Here is an 18,715-nt window from a genome sequence, read left to right on the forward strand (position 1 = left end):
TTCACCTCCGGGGTGGGCGTCGCCAGCCGTCGATCGGCAGCTTGAACTTCCGCACCAGCCTCGTCGTGAAATGCTGCTCGGAGAGCCGGGCCAGGCGCAGCGGATGCCCGCTGGCCCTGACCGCCACCCGCTGCCCGGGCTCCACCTCGAAGCTGCGCCTGCCGTCGCACCAGATGATGCCCTGCGGCACGGGACCACCCAGCTCGAGGGAGACGTGCGAGTCGGGTGAGAGCACCATGGGCCTGTTGAACAGGGCGTGGGCGGACAGGGGCACCAGCAGTATCGCCTGCACCTCGGGCCACACGACGGGTCCGCCGCCGGAGAACGCGTAGGCGGTGGATCCGGTGGGTGTGGCCACCAGCACTCCGTCGCATCCCCACCGGGAGAGCGGGTGGGCGTCGACGTGCACGAGGACGTTCAACATCTTCTCCCGCATCAGTTTCTCCAGCGACACCTCGTTGACGGCGAACGAGGACCACAGGATCTTCCCGGATGCGTTGGCCACATCGACCCGCAGGACCAGGCGCTGCTCGGTTTCGTAGCGTCCGTCGATCACCGCCTGCGGCAGCGATGTGAGGTCCGAGGTTTCCAGCTCCGCCAGGAAACCTACGTGCCCGAGGTTGACCCCCAGCAATGGGACGTCCAGGGGCTGGGCCCATTCCGCGGCACGCAGAAGGGTGCCGTCCCCCCCGAAGACGACCGCCAACTCCGCCGGTTTCCCGTCGATGGATTCGAGATCTGCTCCGGGAACGAGCTCCCTCAGGCGCTCCACGTCATCGGAGAAACTCAGGAACCTGAAGCCGGGCATCTGGCTCATGAAAGCTGTTGCCGCCTCCAGGGCCTCGGGACGTTCCGGGTGCAGCAGCACGGCGACGGTTCGGGTTTCCACGGTCATCAAGGGTAATAAGCGCCGTGAACCGAGCACAATCGAATGAAGAACTCCTGATTGCCGCCGGCACCGGGAAGCCGGCTGGGACCACGCCAGTCGCAACCCCACCCGAGAACACCGGCGGCCTCGACAACGGCATCCACGGTTTCCTCACGCAGCCGGGGGTCACGAACCACCCCACCCGCGCCGAGGCGTTCCTTTCCCACCTCGAACTGCGGTTTCACCAGAAGCAACGCCACCCCGCCGGGGCGGATGACCCCCAGCAGTGATGGCAGCAGGAGCTTCAGGGAGATGAACGAGACGTCCCCGACCACTACGTCGACGGGTTCACCGTCCAGATCGGCGAGGCTGAGATCGCGCAGGTTCAGGCCCTCCCGGACCCGCACGCGCGGATCAGAACGAATCGGCGCCGCCAGTTGATGATGCCCGACGTCGACGGCGTAGACCAGGTCCGAACCGTGCTCCAGCGCCACCTGCGTGAACCCCCCGGTGGATGCCCCGGCATCGAGCACGCGCCCGTGCAGGCTGGTTCCGGAATCCGCGATCGCCCCCAGGAGTTTGTGGGCGGCACGGGAAACCCATTTCTCGGTGTCGGCGGAGATCTCGGTGGAGGCGTCGACGTTCATCGCCGGTTTCTGCGCTAGGGCTCCGGCCACCCTGACCCGCCCCTCCACCACCAGCCGGGTGGCCTGGGTGCGGGACCGTGCCAGGCCGCGGGCCACGAGGGCCCGGTCCAGCCTCACCGGTTCGTCCCGGACCTAGGTTCCTCCCGACGCCCCGGCCCGGGGTTGAGGGCCTCCGCGAGCACCTGATGTGCCGCGTCAAGGCGGGCAAGGGCGTCGTCGACCGGCAGTTCCCCCAGATCGTCGATTCCTGCCAGGGCCTCTTCTATCGCCTGCAGACGCTGCACATCGCCCGGGGCGGCGTCGCGGGGGGTGGGGTTCGTCATCGCAGCAGGTCCAGCCTTGCCAGCAGGTCGGCTCCCTCGGCGTTGAACCTCCAGATGGCGTGCAGCACGCACCACAGCAGATCGAGTTGTCCCTCAATGTCATCCGGGACGACGTCCGCCACGACCCTGCCGTCTATCATCCACGCCTCCGCCACCCCGCAGCGGAACCCGTTCCCGATGATCTCCGCCTCACGGGCCGGCGCCAGCAGGGCCGAGACGTCGTACCCGATGTGGGTGGGGCGGCCGATGGGGTCGGCATCGGCGAGGTCGTACTTTCCGTGCGCCCCCGTGAACACGAAGAGCGAGTCCATTCGGACGTTCCCCGCGCCGACGATGTCCGTGTCGATGCGGTCTCCGATGAAGATCGGGTGCCGCGCCTCGAGACGCAGCACGGTCTCGTCGAGGAGCGGCCGGAACGGTTTGCCCGCCATCGACGGCCGGAACCCGACGCAATCCGCTATCAGGTCGACCTGCGCGCCGCAGCCCGGCAGGATTCCGCGCTCGGTCGGGCGGGTCTGGTCCGGGTTCGTGGCGAACCACGCCGCTCCCCTCTGGACGGCGATGGCACCGAGCTCCAACAGGCTCCAGGGAAGCTGCGGATGGTAGCCCTGCACGACGGCCACCGGGTTCTCCTCCAGGGTCGAGACCGGAACGAAACCGCCCTCGGCGAGCTGGGAGGCGAGCGCGTCGGTGCCGACCACCAGCACCTTCGCCCCCACCGGGAGTTCCCCGCGGAGCATACGCACCGTGGCCTGGGTCGAGTTGACCACATCCGAGTCGTCGGCCTGGATCCCGAGCTCCCGCAGGTGCTCGGCCACTGCGGCCGGGGTGCGTGCCGCGTTGTTGGTGACGAAACCCAACCGGGTTCCAATCTCGCGCAGCCTCGCCAATGCGCTCGTCACCCCGTCGATGGCGTTCGGACCGAGATAAACCACCCCGTCGAGATCAAACAGGGCGGCGTCGTAGCTCGACACGAGCGCCTTCACTCCCGGCTCCCGTCGATCTCAGCGAGCACTTCGGCGATTTCCTCCTCGGGGCTGACCAGGTCGATCACCTGGGTTTCTATCGCGTCCTCCATGTCGACCACTTCGGTTTTCTCGTCAACCGTTTCGGGTTCTTCGTCGGGAACTGGTTCCAGGTCGAAGTCCTCGGGCAGGGTGATGCCGTCCAGGGAGGCGAGCCGCTCCGTGACCTCGAGTTGGTTCTCGGGGTCCATCCGGGCCGCCGACTCGAACCATTCCCGGGCCGCATCGAGCCGGCCCTCGCGTTCCAACAGGTCTGCGTAGGCGTAACGCAGGCGTGCCTGCCCGAGTTTCGGGCCGATCCGGTGGGATATCGCCGCCTTAAGCAGCCGCATCGCCTCGCCGCGCTGCCCGAGATCGCTGCGAATCCCCGCCTCGACGAGGATGCACTCGATGCGGAGCCCCAGCTTCTTGGTTCCGGGGTCCAGGCTCGCCAGCAGTTCCAGCGCCTCGCGATGCCTTCCCAGGGCGCGTTCGCAGTCCGCGAGCACGGGAAGGAGCTCGTCCCCCCCGTTCATTCTTCTGATGGCCCGGAACTCCCGCAGGGCGATGTCGTAGTGACCGGACAGGTAGGCCGTCTCGGCGGCGGCCTCCCGAACCACCGGTAGACGCCCGGCTCGCCTCCGGGCGGCTTCCGCGTGCCGGTAGGCCAGTTCCGGGTCGACATCCAGCAGTTCCCCTGCGGCGAGGATGTGGGCCCCCACCGTGTTGGCCAGGTCCTTCGGGAGGCCTTTCAGTTCCGCACGCACGCTGGCTGGCAGCATCGACTCATCGAAGTTATCGGGTGTCGGGGGTTCGTTCTGCGCCGGGGCCGTTCCCGGTTTCGGCACGCGCTTTTCCCGTTCGTCGCCGGGGTTTTCTCTCCGGAAGTCTCTCCGTCCTTCCCGGGAATCGCGCCGGTCGCCGCGTCCTTCCCGGAAGTCACGCCGCTCACCACGGTCATTCCGGGAGTCTCGAGGAACCCGTGAGCCGCGGTTCCCATCCGTGCCGGACGGCTTCGGCCGTCCCTGTTTCCATCCCCCCCGGGAATTGCCCCTATCGTCTCCGGTCTGGTCCTGGCGGCGGGAACCTGCGTCACGGTCGCGTCCGCCCTGATGCCACGGCGTCCGATCGCGTCCTCCCTGCCGTTTGCGGTCGCTTCCCCCCTTGCCTCGCCCGGCTTCCCAAGCGCGGCCCCCGGACCTGGCGGTGCCTTGCCGGTCGCGGTCGTCGCGGCGCCGGTCGCGGCCCCCGTTCCGGGAATCGTCCCTCGGGGATTTTCCTTCAAAACCCATGACCTGATTCTCCCAAAGCCGGACTGAGAACCCAACTTCATCGTTCCCCTGGTCGCGGGATTTCCGGGTACTGGCTGCCCCGAAGATGATTGAGCTGGTTCGTGATCCACCGTGGGTGGGAAGCGGATCCCCTGCCACGGAGCTCCTTCCCGCGCGAATCACCGCGGATGATCGGGGAGCGACCAATCCCTCGTGCACAGATCGGGGTGAAACCGGAGCGGCCGCTGGGTGGTGGTTTTTGGTGGGGGTGTGGTTGTGCCCCCACAACTGGTGGGTTGTGGGGGCGTTGGGTGTGTTGTCCGGCGGCGTCTTACTCTCCCACACACTCGCGTGTGCAGTACCATCAGCGCTGGGAGGCTTAACTTCCGGGTTCGGGATGGGTCCGGGTGTTTCCCTCTCGCCATGGCCACCGTGACAAAACCTTTGAAGGGGTTTTTCACCGGCTGTTTGTTGTTGTTGCAGACACCCTTTATTGGGGGGTGTGTGTTTTGGGATACTTCATAGTGGACGCGTACAGAATTCTTTGGTTGTGTTGTTGGTGTGGCAAGCCCTCGGCCTATTAGTATCGGTCAGCTTCACACATTACTGTGCTTCCACGTCCGACCTATCAACCCCGTGGTCTGCGGGGGGCCTTACCACCTTGACGGTGTGGGAGTCCTCATCTTGAAGCGTGCTTCCCGCTTAGATGCTTTCAGCGGTTATCACTTCCCAACGTAGCCAACCAGCCGTGCTCCTGGCGGAACAACTGGCACACCAGAGGTTGGTCCGTCCCGGTCCTCTCGTACTAAGGACAGCCCTTCTCAAGACTCCTACGCGCGCAGCGGATAGGGACCGAACTGTCTCACGACGTTCTAAACCCAGCTCGCGTGCCGCTTTAATGGGCGAACAGCCCAACCCTTGGGACCGACTCCAGCCCCAGGATGCGACGAGCCGACATCGAGGTGCCAAACCATGCCGTCGCTATGGACGCTCGGGCAAGATCAGCCTGTTATCCCCGGGGTACCTTTTATCCGTTGAGTCCTGGCGCTTCCATTCGCTACCAGAAGATCACTAGTCCCGACTTTCGTCCCTGCTCGACCCGTCGGTCTCACAGTCAAGCTCCCTTGTGCACTTACACTCGAAACCTGATTGCCAACCAGGCTGAGGGAACCTTTGGGCGCCTCCGTTACCTTTTAGGAGGCGACCGCCCCAGTCAAACTACCCATCAGGCACTGTCCCTGAACCGGATAACGGTCCTAGGTTAGATAACCAGAATGACCAGAGTGGTATTTCAACGACGACTCCACCGGAACTGGCGTCCCGGTTTCAAAGTCTCCCACCTATCCTACACAAGTCACACCGATCACCAATACCAAACTGTAGTAAAGGTCCCGGGGTCTTTCCGTCCTGCTGCGCGTAACGAGCATCTTTACTCGTAATGCAATTTCACCGGGTTCGTGGTGGAGACAGCGCCCAAATCGTTACTCCATTCGTGCAGGTCGGAACTTACCCGACAAGGAATTTCGCTACCTTAGGATGGTTATAGTTACCACCGCCGTTTACTGGGGCTTAAGTTCACCGCTTCACCACACAAAATGCGGCTGACAGTTCCCCTTAACCTTCCAGCACCGGGCAGGAGTCAGTCCGTATACATCCTCTTACGAGTTGGCACGGACCTGTGTTTTTAGTAAACAGTCGCTTGGGCCTGGTCTCTGCGACCCTCAACGCTCACAACGCAAGGCTGGTCACGTATCAGGTCCCCCTTATCCCGAAGTTACGGGGGTATTTTGCCGAGTTCCTTCACCACGATTATCCCGATCGCCTCGGTATTCTCTACCTATCCACCTGTGTCGGTTTAGGGTACGGGCGGCTAACAACTCGCCAACGAAGCTTTTCTAGGCAGCATAGGATCACTCAACCCACACCCAAACGGTGCAGGCCCATCGTGTCTCAGGCATCACGGAATGCGGATTTACCTACACCCCACCCTACACACTTAGCCTCAGACAACCAACGCTGAGGATGAGCTACCTTCCTGCGTCCCTCCGCGGCTTGCCTACTACACACTCGGATCACAGACTCAACCACCCACCACCCCGAAAGGCAGCAGACAGTCTCGCATGCTTAGCATCGCGTGCCCCAGCACGGACGTTGTTTCGCCGGTACGGGAATATCAACCCGTTGTCCATCGACTACGCCTGTCGGCCTCGCCTTAGGTCCCGACTAACCCAGGGCAGATTAACTTGACCCTGGAACCCTTGGATATTCGGCGGACGGGTTTCTCACCCGTCATTCGCTACTCATGCCTGCATTCTCACTCGTATGCACTCCACGACCAGGTCACCCCACCGCTTCAACACGCACACGACGCTCCCCTACCCATCCACGCAACCTTCCGGCCACAACGCGTGAATGCCACAGCTTCGGCGGATAACTTGAGCCCCGCTGAATTGTCGGCGCAGAATCACTTGACCAGTGAGCTATTACGCACTCTTTCAAGGATGGCTGCTTCCAAGCCAACCTCCTGGTTGTCAACGCAACTCCACATCCTTTTCCACTTAGTCACCTCTTAGGGGCCTTAGCTGATGATCTGGGCTGTTTCCCTCTCGACTATGAAGCTTATCCCCCACAGTCTCACTGCCACGCTCTAACTTACCGGCATTCGGAGTTTGGCTGATTTCGGTAAGCTTGTGGGCCCCCTAGACCATCCAGTGCTCTACCTCCGGCAAGAAACACGCAACGCTGCACCTAAATGCATTTCGGGGAGAACCAGCTATCACGGGGTTTGATTGGCCTTTCACCCCTATCCACAGCTCATCTCCTCGGTTTTCAACCCAAGTGAGTTCGGGCCTCCACGAAGTCTTACCTTCGCTTCACCCTGGCCATGGATAGATCACCCCGCTTCGGGTCCAGAGCACGCGACTAAAAACGCCCTATTAGGACTCGCTTTCGCTACGACTACCCCACACGGGTTAACCTCGCCACGCACCACTGACTCGCAGGCTCATTCTTCAAAAGGCACGCCGTCACCCCAAACAAAAAAGTTCGAGGCCCCGACGGATTGTATGCGACCGGTTTCAGGTACTATTTCACTCCCCTCCCGGGGTACTTTTCACCATTCCCTCACGGTACTGATACACTATCGGTCACCAAGGAGTATTTAGGCTTAGCAGATGGTCCTGCCAGATTCACACGAGATTCCACGAGTCCCGTGCTACTTGGGAAAACGAAAAACGAGTGACAGACATACGCCTACAGGAGTATCACCCTCTACGCTCCGGCTTTCCAACCGATTCAACTTCATCCATCAATTTATAACTCGCCGGCCCGTCAACAGCCAGACCACAACGCATCCCACAACCCCCGCACCGCAACACCTGTCAGCTATCACACGGCACAGGTTTAGCCTCATCCACTTTCGCTCGCCACTACTCACGGAATCACTATTGTTTTCTCTTCCTACGGGTACTGAGATGTTTCACTTCCCCGCGTTCCCTCCAACTACCCTATACATTCAGGCAGAGGTCACCGGACACAACTCCGGAATCAAGGTTACCCCATTCGGAAATCCCAGGATCAAAACTCGTTTACCAACTCCCCTGGGCTTATCGCAGGTTACAACGTCCTTCATCGGCTCTTGGTGCCAAGGCATCCACCGATCGCACTAAGTAGCTTGCCAAAAAACCAACAACAAAAACTACAAAGATGCTCGCGTCCACTATAAAGTTCTCAAAACACACACCCCAAAACCCCCCGGCAAAAACCGGAAGAGCCCGGGGCTCCACAGAGAAACCGAAGCCACCAAACGGCCACCGACCCCTCAAAACCCAACAACGCGCCACCACAAAACATGGTAAAAGCCAATGTTCCACCCAGAAACCAAAAACCATGACCAGCCCCCAGAAACAACATCCAGGAACAAACCAGCCACAAAAACCATTCGGCTCCTTAGAAAGGAGGTGATCCAGCCGCACCTTCCGGTACGGCTACCTTGTTACGACTTAGTCCTAATCACCAGTCCCACCTTCGACGGCTCCCCCCCAAAAAATGGGTTAGGCCACCGGCTTCGGGTGTTACCGACTTTCATGACTTGACGGGCGGTGTGTACAAGCCCCGGGAACGTATTCACCGCAGCGTTGCTGATCTGCGATTACTAGCGACTCCGACTTCATGGGGTCGAGTTGCAGACCCCAATCCGAACTGAGACCGGCTTTCCGAGATTCGCTCACCCTCACAGGCTCGCAGCTCTTTGTACCGGCCATTGTAGCATGCGTGAAGCCCTGGACATAAGGGGCATGATGACTTGACGTCATCCCCACCTTCCTCCGAGTTGACCCCGGCGGTCTCCAATGAGTCCCCGGCATAACCCGCTGGCAACATTGGACGAGGGTTGCGCTCGTTGCGGGACTTAACCCAACATCTCACGACACGAGCTGACGACAGCCATGCACCACCTGTAAACCGACCAAAAAGGCACGCCCATCTCTGAACGCTTCCGGCATATGTCAAACCCAGGTAAGGTTCTTCGCGTTGCATCGAATTAATCCGCATGCTCCGCCGCTTGTGCGGGGCCCCGTCAATTCCTTTGAGTTTTAGCCTTGCGGCCGTACTCCCCAGGCGGGGTACTTAATGCGTTAGCTACGGCACGGAGAACGTGGAATGTCCCCCACACCTAGTACCCACCGTTTACGGCGTGGACTACCAGGGTATCTAAGCCTGTTCGCTCCCCACGCTTTCGCTTCTCAGCGTCAGGAAAGGTCCAGAGAACCGCCTTCGCCACCGGTGTTCCTCCTGATATCTGCGCATTCCACCGCTCCACCAGGAATTCCATTCTCCCCTACCTCCCTCAAGTCAGCCCGTATCGAAAGCAAGCTCAGGGTTAAGCCCCAAGTTTTCACTCCCGACGCGACAAACCGCCTACAAGCTCTTTACGCCCAATAAATCCGGACAACGCTCGCACCCTACGTATCACCGCGGCTGCTGGCACGTAGTTAGCCGGTGCTTCTTCTACTGCTACCGTCACAAAAAAGCTTCGTCACAATTGAAAGCGGTTTACAACCCGAAGGCCGTCATCCCGCACGCGGCGTTGCTGCATCAGACTTCCGTCCATTGTGCAATATTCCCCACTGCTGCCTCCCGTAGGAGTTTGGGCCGTATCTCAGTCCCAATGTGGCCGGTCGCCCTCTCAGGCCGGCTACCCGTCGAAGCCTTGGTGAGCCACTACCTCACCAACAAGCTGATAGGCCGCGAGTCCATCCCCAACCAAAAAAAATCTTTCCAACCCACAAGATGCCTTGCAAGCTCATATCCAGTATTAGCAACCGTTTCCGACTGTTATCCCAGAGATGAGGGCAGGTTACTCACGTGTTACTCACCCGTTCGCCACTCGTGTACCCCCGAAAGGGCCTTACCGTTCGACTTGCATGTGTTAAGCACACCGCCAGCGTTCGTCCTGAGCCAGGATCAAACTCTCCATCGAAAAAACAAAAATCAGACACACCCACAAACACAGGCGCACCCAAAAACAATTCGACAGAAAACCCAATCACCAACAAACCCCCACAACACACACAACCAAATGCGCACACTGCAGAGGAAAATCAATCAAAGGAAAAAACAAGAAACAAACCAAAAAAACAATCCTTGGTCCATCCCCAAAAAATGGCATTGACTTAAAGCACGCTGTTGAGTTCTCAAGATTCGGAAGCCACCAAAGCAGCAACCCGGTAAACCTTATCCGGCTTGTTCTCGACCGTCAAATCGAGGCCCGATTTAGTTTTCCGATCTCGCTCCGGCTGACCGGAGCTCGTTCATCTTAGGTCCACTCCCGCGATCCGTCAAGTGGATCTTCCGTCCTCCTCCGGGGCCTTGAGTGGGATCCACTTGATCGCACACTCGCTCCGGTGCCGGGCGGTTGGGAGCGGTGCTCCCCGGTTTCCCGCGAGAGCTTGAGGAACAGTACACGCCCTCGCGGGATAGCGCAACTCCCGTCCCGGCAGGCGCTTCAGCGGCCGGTTCCCACCTGGACCCCGCCGACGGTCCGCCGTCCTCTGCGCACAATCGCGCAGCAACCTCCCAGGAGGTCGGTCTCCGTCAGGCTGAACTCGGGATCGGTGACCTTCTCGTTGTTCAGGTATGCGCCGCCCTCAAGGATCGCCCGCTTGGCGGCCGCCTTCGATTCGACGATTCCGGACACCAGGAAGGCATCCACCAACGGCATGGGGAGCGTCACCTCCGGGGCTTTCAGTTCACGCATGATTCCCCGGAGGGTCTCCTCCGACAGGCAGGACAGCTCCCCGCGTCCGAAGAGGGCCGCGGCCGCGGCCACCACTGCCTGCCGCTCCCCGGACCCGTGCACGATGTCGGTGACGTCGTCGGCGAGGGCCTTCTGCGCGAGTCGCTTGTGGGGCTCGTTCTCAGTGGCCTTCTCCAGCGCCTCGATCTCCTCGCGGCTTCGGAAGCTGAACACCTTCAGGTAGTCGACCACCTTCGCGTCCTCGGCGTTGAGGAAGAACTGGTGGAACGCGTAGGGGCTGGTCAACTCACGATCGAGCCAGACGGTGCCGGACTCGGTCTTTCCGAATTTCGTGCCGTCGGCCTTGGTGAGCAGGGGCGTGGCCAGGGCATGGGCCCGCACCTGGTCGGATCTGCGGAGCAGTTCGACCCCTGCGGTGATGTTCCCCCACTGGTCCGATCCGCCGTGCTGGAGGGTGACCCCGTGCCGCCGGTACAGCTCCCGGTAGTCCATCGACTGGAGCAGCACGTAGGAGAACTCCGTGTAGCTGATCCCGGATTCCAGCCGGCGCGCCACCACGTCGCGGGCGAGCATCCGGTTAACGGGGAAGTGTTTTCCGACGTCCCGCAGGAAGTCCAGGACCGACATCCCGGCGGTCCAGTCGAGGTTGTTGACCATCACCGCGGCGTTGTCGCCCTCGAAGGAGACGAAACGTTCGGCCTGGGCCCGGATTCGTTCCACCCATCCGGCCACGACCTCCCGGGAGTTCATCACGCGCTCCCCCGTCTCCTTGGGGTCACCGATCTGTCCGGTGGCGCCCCCCACCAGCAGGTGCGGTTTGTGTCCGGCCTGTTGCAGGCGGCGGGCGAACAAAAGCTGGACGAGGTTGCCCATGTGAAGGCTCGGTGCCGTCGGGTCGAAACCCACATAGAACTTGACGGGCCCCTCGTCCAGGTGCGCCCCGAGGGCTTCCAGGTCGGTCGAGTGGGCGATCAGCCCGCGCCAGCAGAGGTCGTCAAGCAATGCGTTCACGGGGGCAGCCTACTCACGCTCCAGACCGGATTCACCTCAGCGGTCACGTGGCCGATCCCCATCCGCCCCGACACGCCCCATCGAGGATTTGAAATGCAAATATTCGCATATAACAATGGACGGCGTGCCAGCCGCGAGAATCTCCGATTACGAGCCGGTCAGCGCCCTTTTCAAGGCCCTGGCGAATCCGGTGCGTGCCGCCATCGTTCACCTGCTCTCCGACCGGGAACGCACCGTGGGTCAGCTCGTGGAGGCTCTCGGACTGCCCCAACCGCTGGTCTCCCAGCACCTGCGCGTACTGCGTGGGGCCCTGATGGTCGCCACCAGGCGGCAGGGTCAGGAGATCTGGTACAGCGTCTGCGACCAACACGTCGCCCACATCCTGGGCGACGCCATGAAACACACCCAGGAGGGGAAACATGACCACGACCACTGAGCACATCGCCGCCGAGGCCCACAAGCACACCCACGGCCCGAACTGCGGCCACGAGGCCGTGATCCACTTCGATCACGTCGACTACATCCACGACGGCCACGCGCACCGCGAGCACGACGGCCACTACGACGAGTGCACCACCTGCACCTGCGGCAACTGCTCCGACACCTGTGCCACCTGCACCTGCGAGGATTGCACCTGCCCGACCTGCTCGCACAACGCCTGCTCCTGCGGCTCCTGCGACTGCTCCTCCTGCTCCTCCTGCGTCTGCGAGGACTGCACCTGCCCGACCTGCCGTCACGCAGCCTGAGTGCGAAACCTGCTGGGCCCCCGATCTGATCGGGGGCCCAGCAGTTTCAGTACGGGTGTTCTTCGAAGCCGACCCGGGACCGGCCCGCGGGCCGAACATGGTTTCGACACGGGCCGCTCGTTCCTCGCGACCCGGCTCAACCAGCTTCACGGAAAGGAGTACACGCCGCTCCTTTCTCACGGCCAAGCTCAACAAGCTTCGCCAGTGGAGGGTTTCGAGGCGGCCGGTTCAACCGGCTCCGATGAGTCCCACTCGCTCAGGTCCAGGACCTGTTCTCCTCGAGGGCCACGAAAACCTCCTCCAGCTGTTCTGCCACGCGGGCGGTCGCGGTGCCGCCGCGCCCGTTGCGGGCGTTCACCGATCCCTCCACCGTCAGCACCTCGAGCACCCCGGGGTCGAGGTGCTCGCTGATTCCGGGAAGATCGGCCTCGGTGAGGTCCTGGAGGGTGATTCCCCGTTGCTCGCAGTAGCGCACCGCCTCCCCCGCCACCTCGTGGGCTACGGCGAACGGCACTCGCATCCGAACCAGGTGGTCGGCGACATCGGTGGCCAGGGAGAATCCCGCCGGGGCGAGCGCGGCCATGCGCGCGTGGTCGAAGCTCAGGGTGGCGATCATCCCGGCGACGGCGGGCAGCAGGATTCTCAGCTGATCAAGGCCGTCGAAGACCGGTTCCTTGTCCTCCTGGAGGTCCCGGTTGTAGGCAAGCGGCATTCCCTTGAGCGTCGCGAGAAGCCCCGACAGGTTTCCGATGAGCCGTCCCGCTTTGCCGCGGGCCAGTTCGGCCACGTCGGGGTTCTTCTTCTGCGGCATGATCGAGCTGCCAGTGGACCACTCGTCGGCCAGTTTCGCGAAACCGAACTCGGCGGTGCACCAGAGGATCACGTCCTCGCTGAGACGGGACAGGTCCACCCCGATCTGCGCCAGGATCCACGCCATTTCGGCCACCAGGTCCCGGGCGGCGGTGCCGTCGATGGAGTTCGGCACCGACGAGGTGAAGCCCAGTTCACGGGCCACCAGCTGCGGGTCCAGACCGAGCGAGGTGCCGGCCAGGGCGGCGGAACCGTAGGGGCTGACCGCCAGGCGGGCATCGAGGTCCTGCAGGCGGGAGACGTCGCGCAGCAGCGGCCAGGCGTGCGCCAGCAGGTGGTGGCTCAGCAGCACCGGTTGGGCGGATTGCAGGTGGGTGCGTCCGGGCATCACGGCGCCTAGGTTCTTCTTCGCCTGACCGGCCAGGGCCTCGACGACATCCAGGACCCCTGCCACCAGCACGCGCACCTCCTCGCGCAGGTAACTGCGGATCAGGGTGGCGATCTGGTCGTTGCGGGAACGTCCTGCCCGCAGCCGGCCGCCGAGTTCTGGGCCGACGATCTCCTTGAGGCCCCTTTCCAACGCGCCGTGGACGTCCTCGTCGGTGGGGGACGGCGCGAACTCTCCCGTGCGCACCCGGCGCAGCAGCTCGGCGAGCCCGGCGTCCATGGCCGTGGCCTCGTCATAGGTCAGCAGCCCGGCCGTGTGGAGGGCCTTGGCGTGGGCCCGTGATCCGGCGATGTCGTGGGGGGCCAGACGCCAGTCGAACTGGGTGGAGCGGCTCAACTCGAACATCGCGTCGGCGGGTCCCCCGGTGAACCGTCCACCCCAGAGCCTTCCCTCGGTCACTGTCCCTCCTTCTCCAGGTCCCGGAGCCTCGTCGGCTTCCCGGTGCGTGTCATGTGGGCGATGATGCCGGCAGTGCGCACCGCGGATTCCGGATCCGTGGTGACCAGCAGCAGGGTGTCATCGCCCGCGACGGTGCCCATCACCCCGGGCAGTCGCGCCCTGTCCACGTGGGCCCCCAGGAACTGCGCGGCACCGGGTGGGGTCTTGATGACGATCTGGTTGGCCGCGTGCTGTATCGACTGCAGCAGTTCCACGCAGCGGCGGGCCAGTTTCTCGGCGGCCACTCCCCCGCCCTCCGTCTCGTCGCCGACGGCGTAGACGAGGCTCCCCTCGGGGGTGCGGCGTTTCACCGCTCCGAGGGTCAGGAGATCCTTGCTCAACGTGGACTGGCTCACCTCCACGTCCCGTTCCGCCAACGCGGCAATCAACTCATGCTGGGAGGTGAACTCCCCCTCCTCCAACAGGCCCCGCATCAGAGCGAGGCGGGCGGATCGTTTCATCTCAGGCATTGCATCTCTCCAACCATCCGGGCAGGGCGGTCACGAAGGGGGCCAGGTCGGCCTCCGTGATGATCAGCGGCGGAGCAACCCGCAGCACATCGGGGCGCGGAGCGTTCAGCACCCATCCCTCCGACAGGGCCAACTCCACCACCTGCGGAGCAACCTCCTGGGTGAGCACGATACCCCGCAGCAGGCCCGCCCCGCGCACCCCGGCGATCTCCGGGCATCCCAGGCCCGTGATCTCGGATGCGAACCACTCGCCGATGCGGCGGACGTCCTCGAGCAGGCCGCCGCCCAGCACGTCCAGGACGGCGTTGCCGGCCGCCGCCGCGACGGGATTGCCCCCGAAAGTGCTGCCGTGCCCGCCGGGGGTCAACAGGTCCGCGGCACGGCCCGTGGCGATGCAGGCCCCGATGGGGAACCCGTTCCCGAGGCCCTTGGCCACCGTCACCAGGTCCGCCGTCACCCCGTGGGAACGACTCAGCAGCAGTTCCCCGCAGCGGCCGATGCCGGTTTGGACCTCATCGATCCACAGCAGTGTCCCGGCCCGGGTGGTGAGCTCCCGGGCGGCGGCCAGGTATCCCTCCGGCGCCGGGATCACCCCGGACTCCCCCTGGACGGGTTCGACGACCACCGCGGCCACCGTCTCATCCACGGCCGCGTCAAGGGCCCCGGCGTCGCCGAAGGGAACGAACGTGACCTCCCCGGGGAGCGGTTCGAAGGGTTTCCGGTACTTCTCGGTGTGGGTGACGGCCAGCGCCCCCATGGTCCGGCCGTGGAAGGATCCCTCCATCGCCACGAGACGGGTCCGGCCGGTGAGGCGGCTCAGTTTGAACGCGGCCTCGTTGGCCTCGGCGCCCGAGTTGGCGAGAAACACCCTGCCGCCGCCGGCCGCCGCCGAGAGGCGTTCCGCCAGCCGGATCTGCGGCTCGGAGGCGAAGAAGTTGGAGATGTGCCCGAGGGTTTTCAGCTGCCCGGTGACGGCTGCCACCACGGCGGGATGTCCGTGCCCCAGGGCGTTGACGGCGATTCCCGCCAGCAGGTCGACGTAGCGGTTGCCGTCGGCATCCCACAGGTGGATGCCCTCACCGCGGGCGAAGATCCTTCGAGGCGCGCCGAAGGCGTTCATCATGACCGCCCCGTAGCGGCTCCCGAGTTCGGTTTCGTGACTCATACCGGCTCCTCGCAGACCATGGTTCCCACCCCGTCGTCGGTGAAGATCTCCAACAGCAGGCAGTGCGGCACCCGGCCGTCGATGATGGTGGCGGAGCGCACCCCGCCCTCCACGGCCCGCGCGCACGCCTCCATCTTCGGAACCATCCCCGAGGTGAGGCCGGGCATCAACTGGCGCACCTCCTCGGGGGTGATGGAGGAGATGATGGTCGACTCGTCGGGATAATTCGCGTACAGCCCCGCCACATCGGTGAGCATGACCAGGCGTTTCGCCCCGAGCGCGAGGGCCAGGGCCGAGGCGGCGGTGTCGGCGTTGACGTTGTAGATCTGGCCGTCGGGTCCGGGCGCGACGGTTGCGACCACGGGGATGCGGCCCGCCTCGATCAGGTCGAGCAGCGCGGAGGGATCGACGGAATCGACGTCGCCGACGAATCCCAGGTCGATCTCCTCGCCGCCCTCGACCAGGCCGCGGCGCCGGGCCCGCAGCAGTCCGCCGTCCTCACCGGACATGCCGACGGCGAAGGGTGAGTGGGCGTTGATGAGACCCACCAATTCCCTGCCAACCTGTCCCACCAGCACCATGCGCACCACGTCCATGGCCTCGGACGTGGTCACCCTGAGGCCGCCGCGGAACTCCGAGGTGATGCCGAGCCGTTCCAGCATGGAGTTGATCTGGGGTCCGCCGCCGTGGACGACCACTGGTTTCAGCCCGACGCGTCGCAGGAACACGATGTCCTCGGCGAAGGCGCGTTTCAGGTCGTCGTCGATCATGGCGTTGCCGCCGTACTTGATGACAACGGTCTCGCCCGCGAACTGGCCGATCCACGGCAGGGCCTCGATGAGGGTGCCGGCCTTGGCCAGGAGCAGGTCGTGGTCGGGGTGGGTGTACCGGGGGGTCATGAGGAGTACTCCGCGTTCTCCTTCACGTATTCGTACGTGAGGTCGGTGGTGAGGATGGTGGCAGCGGCCTCGCCCGCGTGCAGGTCGATCAGGACGTGGACCTTGCGACCGGACAGGTCGACCAGTTCGCGGGGTTCGCCGATACCGCCGCCCCGGCAGACCTGGACTCCGTTGAAGGAGACGTCCAGCCGGTCGGCCTCGAAGACGGCGTCGGTGACGCCGATGGCTGACAGCACACGCCCCCAGTTCGGGTCGCATCCGAAGACCGCGCACTTGAACAGGTTGCTGCGCGCCACCTCGCGGCCCACCGTCTCCGCGTCGCGCACGGATGCGGCGCCGACGACCTCGATGGCGATCTCGTGCCCGGCGCCCTCGGCGTCGGCGATCAGTTGACGTGCGAGGTTCTGGCAGAGTTCGCTCAGCGCGGCGGTGAACTCCTGCGCTTCGGGTGTGATGCCGCTGGCCCCGGATGCGAGCAGCAGCACGGTGTCGTTGGTGGACATGCAGCCGTCCGCGTCGGCCCGCTCGAAGCTGACGCGGCTCGCCTCGCGGAGCGCCGCGTCCAGGACCGGGGCCTCCAGGTCGGCGTCGGTGGTCAGTATCACGAGCATCGTCGCGAGCCCGGGCGCGAGCATCCCGGCCCCCTTGGCCATGCCTCCGATGCTCCAGCCCTCGCCGCGGTGGACGGCCTGTTTGCTGACGGTGTCGGTGGTCATGATCGCGGTCGCGGCATCGTCTCCCCCGTCCAGGGACAGCTGCGCACAGGCTTGTTCGATGCCGGATGTGACTTCCGGCATGGGCAACCGGACACCGATCAGCCCGGTGGAGCAGACGGCGACGTCCCCCGCAGCAACGCCGAGTCCGGCGGCTGTTTTCTCGGCCATGGCCCGGGCGTCGGCGAATCCCGGCCGGCCGGTGCAGGCGTTCGCCCCGCCGGAGTTCAGGACCACCGCGCACAGCCGGCCGTCGGCGACGGCCCGCCGGGACCAGTCGACGGGCGCTGCGAACACCCGGTTGCGGGTGAACACCCCGGCTGCGGCGAACCGTGGCCCGAGGTTGGAGACGACGGCCAGGTCTGGGCGATCTCCGCCCTTGATCCCGGCGGCGATTCCAGTGGCGGCGAATCCTGCGGGGGTGGTGACGCTCACGGTGCCACTCCGATCGTGCTCAGGCCGGTGGTCTCGCCGAGACCGAGGGCGATGTTCATGGACTGGACTGCGCCGCCGGCGGTGCCCTTGGTGAGGTTGTCGATGGCCGAGACCACGATCACCCGGTCCGCGGCCTCGTCGACGGCGACCTGCACCGTGACCCGGTTGGAGCCGAGGACCCCCGCGGTCGCGGGCCAGGTCCCCTCGGGCAGCAGGTCGACGAATGGTTCGTCCGCGTAGGCCGCCTCGTAGCATCTCCGCACCTCGTCTGCCGCGACGTCACCGGCCCTGGGGGCGGTGCAGGTCGCGAGGATGCCCCGGGGCATCGGCACCAGCATGGGGGTGAACGAGACGCCGACCCGCTCATCGGTCACCGCGGAGAGGTTCTGGATGATCTCGGGAATGTGCCGGTGCACCCCGCCGACCCCGTAGACCGAGGCGCTGCCCATGATCTCCGAGCCGAGGAGGTGCGGTTTGGCGGCCTTTCCCGCCCCTGAGGTCCCGGAGGCGGCGACGATTACGATTCCCGCAGGGTCGATCAGCCCCGCCTGGACGGCCGGGAACAGGGCGAGCGTGACCGCCGTCGGGTAGCAGCCGGGCACCGCTATCCGCCCGGTGCCGCGCAGGGCGTCCCGACAGCCGGGCAGCTCGGGCAGGCCGTAGGGCCAGGTTCCCGCGTGCTCGCTGCCGTAGAAGCGCCGCCACTGCCCGGAATCGCGCAACCGGAAATCGGCCCCGGCGTCGATGACCAGCGTCTCCGCTCCGAACTGCCCGGCGATCCCGGCGCTCGCCCCGTGGGGCAGGGCCAGGAAGACGACGTCGTGGTCGGCTAGGTTCTCGGCGGTGGTGGCGACTATCTCCCGGTCGGCGAGGGGGGCCAGGTGGGGCTGGTGGTCTCGCAGCCGGTCGCCCGCCGACGAGTTGCCCGCCAGGGCACCGATCTCGACCTCGGGGTGCTGCAGCAGCAGTCGCAGCACCTCGCCTCCCGCGTATCCCGTGCATCCCGCGACGGCAACCTTGAAACTCACAACGGCAACTATGCCATCAAATGAATAAATATTCCAATTATCCTCGGCGACCACCCTGCCCGACTCCCTCCCCCTGTACACGAATCGCGGAGGTTCTACGGTTCAACGTCGTGTGGCGACGCTGAACCGTTTTTCTTCCGCGATTCGTGTACGGGAAGAGAAGCGGACAATGCGGGCACGGTC

General features: G+C 64.2%; 14 protein-coding genes and 3 rRNA genes. 2 read left to right on the forward strand and 15 right to left on the reverse strand.

Annotated elements, in window-relative coordinates; all coding sequences use genetic code 11:
• Position 1: 1 nt before the first annotated feature.
• From EL272_RS09640 to tyrS, 9 genes are all read right to left on the reverse strand, one after another.
• Positions 2–895 carry an NAD kinase gene (locus EL272_RS09640; RefSeq protein WP_014847010.1) on the reverse strand — a complete coding sequence of 298 codons (894 nt, stop codon included), beginning with the start codon at positions 893–895 and terminating at the stop codon, positions 2–4.
• Positions 895–1,632: a TlyA family RNA methyltransferase gene (locus EL272_RS09645; protein WP_014847011.1), complete on the reverse strand. Its 738-nt coding sequence runs from the start codon at positions 1,630–1,632 to the stop codon at positions 895–897. Before EL272_RS09645 ends, EL272_RS09640 begins: the two co-directional genes overlap by 1 nt.
• Positions 1,629–1,838, reverse strand: a complete 210-nt coding sequence (locus EL272_RS09650; protein WP_014847012.1) for a hypothetical protein — start codon at positions 1,836–1,838, stop codon at positions 1,629–1,631. Before EL272_RS09650 ends, EL272_RS09645 begins: the two co-directional genes overlap by 4 nt.
• Positions 1,835–2,824, reverse strand: a complete 990-nt coding sequence (locus EL272_RS09655) for an HAD-IIA family hydrolase (protein WP_061786776.1) — start codon at positions 2,822–2,824, stop codon at positions 1,835–1,837. The genes EL272_RS09650 and EL272_RS09655 overlap by 4 nt, the downstream gene beginning before the upstream one ends.
• Positions 2,821–3,690: a tetratricopeptide repeat protein gene (locus tag EL272_RS09660; protein ID WP_051015013.1), complete on the reverse strand. Its 870-nt coding sequence runs from the start codon at positions 3,688–3,690 to the stop codon at positions 2,821–2,823. The genes EL272_RS09655 and EL272_RS09660 overlap by 4 nt, the downstream gene beginning before the upstream one ends.
• Positions 3,691–4,431: 741 nt before the next feature.
• A 5S ribosomal RNA gene (rrf, locus tag EL272_RS09665) occupies positions 4,432–4,548 on the reverse strand.
• 125 nt (positions 4,549–4,673) lie between these two features.
• Positions 4,674–7,792, reverse strand: a 23S ribosomal RNA gene (locus tag EL272_RS09670).
• A 273-nt stretch (positions 7,793–8,065) separates the two neighbouring features.
• Positions 8,066–9,592: ribosomal RNA gene (locus EL272_RS09675) — 16S ribosomal RNA — on the reverse strand.
• The 16S, 23S and 5S rRNA genes sit together here, the layout of an rRNA operon.
• A gap of 525 nt (positions 9,593–10,117) precedes the next feature.
• Positions 10,118–11,380: a tyrosine--tRNA ligase gene (gene tyrS / locus EL272_RS09680; RefSeq protein WP_014847015.1), complete on the reverse strand. Its 1,263-nt coding sequence runs from the start codon at positions 11,378–11,380 to the stop codon at positions 10,118–10,120.
• Between the two features lie 115 nt (positions 11,381–11,495).
• Between tyrS and EL272_RS09685 the strand changes: the two genes are divergently transcribed.
• The gene (locus EL272_RS09685) at positions 11,496–11,816 is read left to right on the forward strand and encodes an ArsR/SmtB family transcription factor (RefSeq protein WP_014847016.1); all 321 of its coding nucleotides are present in this window, start codon (positions 11,496–11,498) and stop codon (positions 11,814–11,816) included.
• A complete protein-coding gene (locus tag EL272_RS09690; RefSeq protein WP_014847017.1) occupies positions 11,800–12,126 on the forward strand; it encodes a hypothetical protein in 327 nt (108 codons plus the stop codon). The genes EL272_RS09685 and EL272_RS09690 overlap by 17 nt, the downstream gene beginning before the upstream one ends.
• A 256-nt stretch (positions 12,127–12,382) precedes the next feature.
• Here the strand turns inward: EL272_RS09690 and argH are convergent, their stop codons facing one another.
• From argH to argC, 6 genes are read right to left on the reverse strand one after another with little or no spacing between them, the layout of a single operon-like run.
• On the reverse strand, positions 12,383–13,729 hold the full coding sequence (argH, locus tag EL272_RS09695) for an argininosuccinate lyase (RefSeq protein WP_244926152.1): 1,347 nt from the start codon (positions 13,727–13,729) through the stop codon (positions 12,383–12,385).
• 50 nt (positions 13,730–13,779) lie between these two features.
• Positions 13,780–14,283: an arginine repressor gene (locus EL272_RS09700; protein WP_061788405.1), complete on the reverse strand. Its 504-nt coding sequence runs from the start codon at positions 14,281–14,283 to the stop codon at positions 13,780–13,782.
• Position 14,284: 1 nt separating this feature from the next.
• The gene (locus EL272_RS09705; protein WP_014847020.1) at positions 14,285–15,457 is read right to left on the reverse strand and encodes an acetylornithine transaminase; all 1,173 of its coding nucleotides are present in this window, start codon (positions 15,455–15,457) and stop codon (positions 14,285–14,287) included.
• Complete coding sequence (argB, locus tag EL272_RS09710; protein ID WP_014847021.1) at positions 15,454–16,356, reverse strand: acetylglutamate kinase; 903 nt, start codon at positions 16,354–16,356, stop codon at positions 15,454–15,456. Before argB ends, EL272_RS09705 begins: the two co-directional genes overlap by 4 nt.
• Entirely contained in the window at positions 16,353–17,504 is a 1,152-nt protein-coding gene (gene argJ / locus EL272_RS09715; protein WP_061788404.1) for a bifunctional glutamate N-acetyltransferase/amino-acid acetyltransferase ArgJ, read from the reverse strand. Before argJ ends, argB begins: the two co-directional genes overlap by 4 nt.
• Positions 17,501–18,532: an N-acetyl-gamma-glutamyl-phosphate reductase gene (gene argC / locus EL272_RS09720; RefSeq protein WP_061788403.1), complete on the reverse strand. Its 1,032-nt coding sequence runs from the start codon at positions 18,530–18,532 to the stop codon at positions 17,501–17,503. Before argC ends, argJ begins: the two co-directional genes overlap by 4 nt.
• Positions 18,533–18,715 lie beyond the last annotated feature (183 nt).

This window comes from Arachnia propionica (assembly GCF_900637725.1).
GTDB lineage: Bacteria > Actinomycetota > Actinomycetes > Propionibacteriales > Propionibacteriaceae > Arachnia > Arachnia propionica.

Coding starts and splice junctions, on each gene's coding strand:
- EL272_RS09640 (WP_014847010.1), bottom strand. CDS start 895: ATGACCGTGGAAACCCGAACCGTCGCCGTGCTGCTGCACCCGGAACGT.
- EL272_RS09650 (WP_014847012.1), bottom strand. CDS start 1,838: ATGACGAACCCCACCCCCCGCGACGCCGCCCCGGGCGATGTGCAGCGT.
- EL272_RS09685 (WP_014847016.1), top strand. CDS start 11,496: ATGGACGGCGTGCCAGCCGCGAGAATCTCCGATTACGAGCCGGTCAGC.
- EL272_RS09690 (WP_014847017.1), top strand. CDS start 11,800: ATGACCACGACCACTGAGCACATCGCCGCCGAGGCCCACAAGCACACC.
- argH (WP_244926152.1), bottom strand. CDS start 13,729: ATGTTCGAGTTGAGCCGCTCCACCCAGTTCGACTGGCGTCTGGCCCCC.
- EL272_RS09700 (WP_061788405.1), bottom strand. CDS start 14,283: ATGAAACGATCCGCCCGCCTCGCTCTGATGCGGGGCCTGTTGGAGGAG.
- EL272_RS09705 (WP_014847020.1), bottom strand. CDS start 15,457: ATGAGTCACGAAACCGAACTCGGGAGCCGCTACGGGGCGGTCATGATG.
- argB (WP_014847021.1), bottom strand. CDS start 16,356: ATGACCCCCCGGTACACCCACCCCGACCACGACCTGCTCCTGGCCAAG.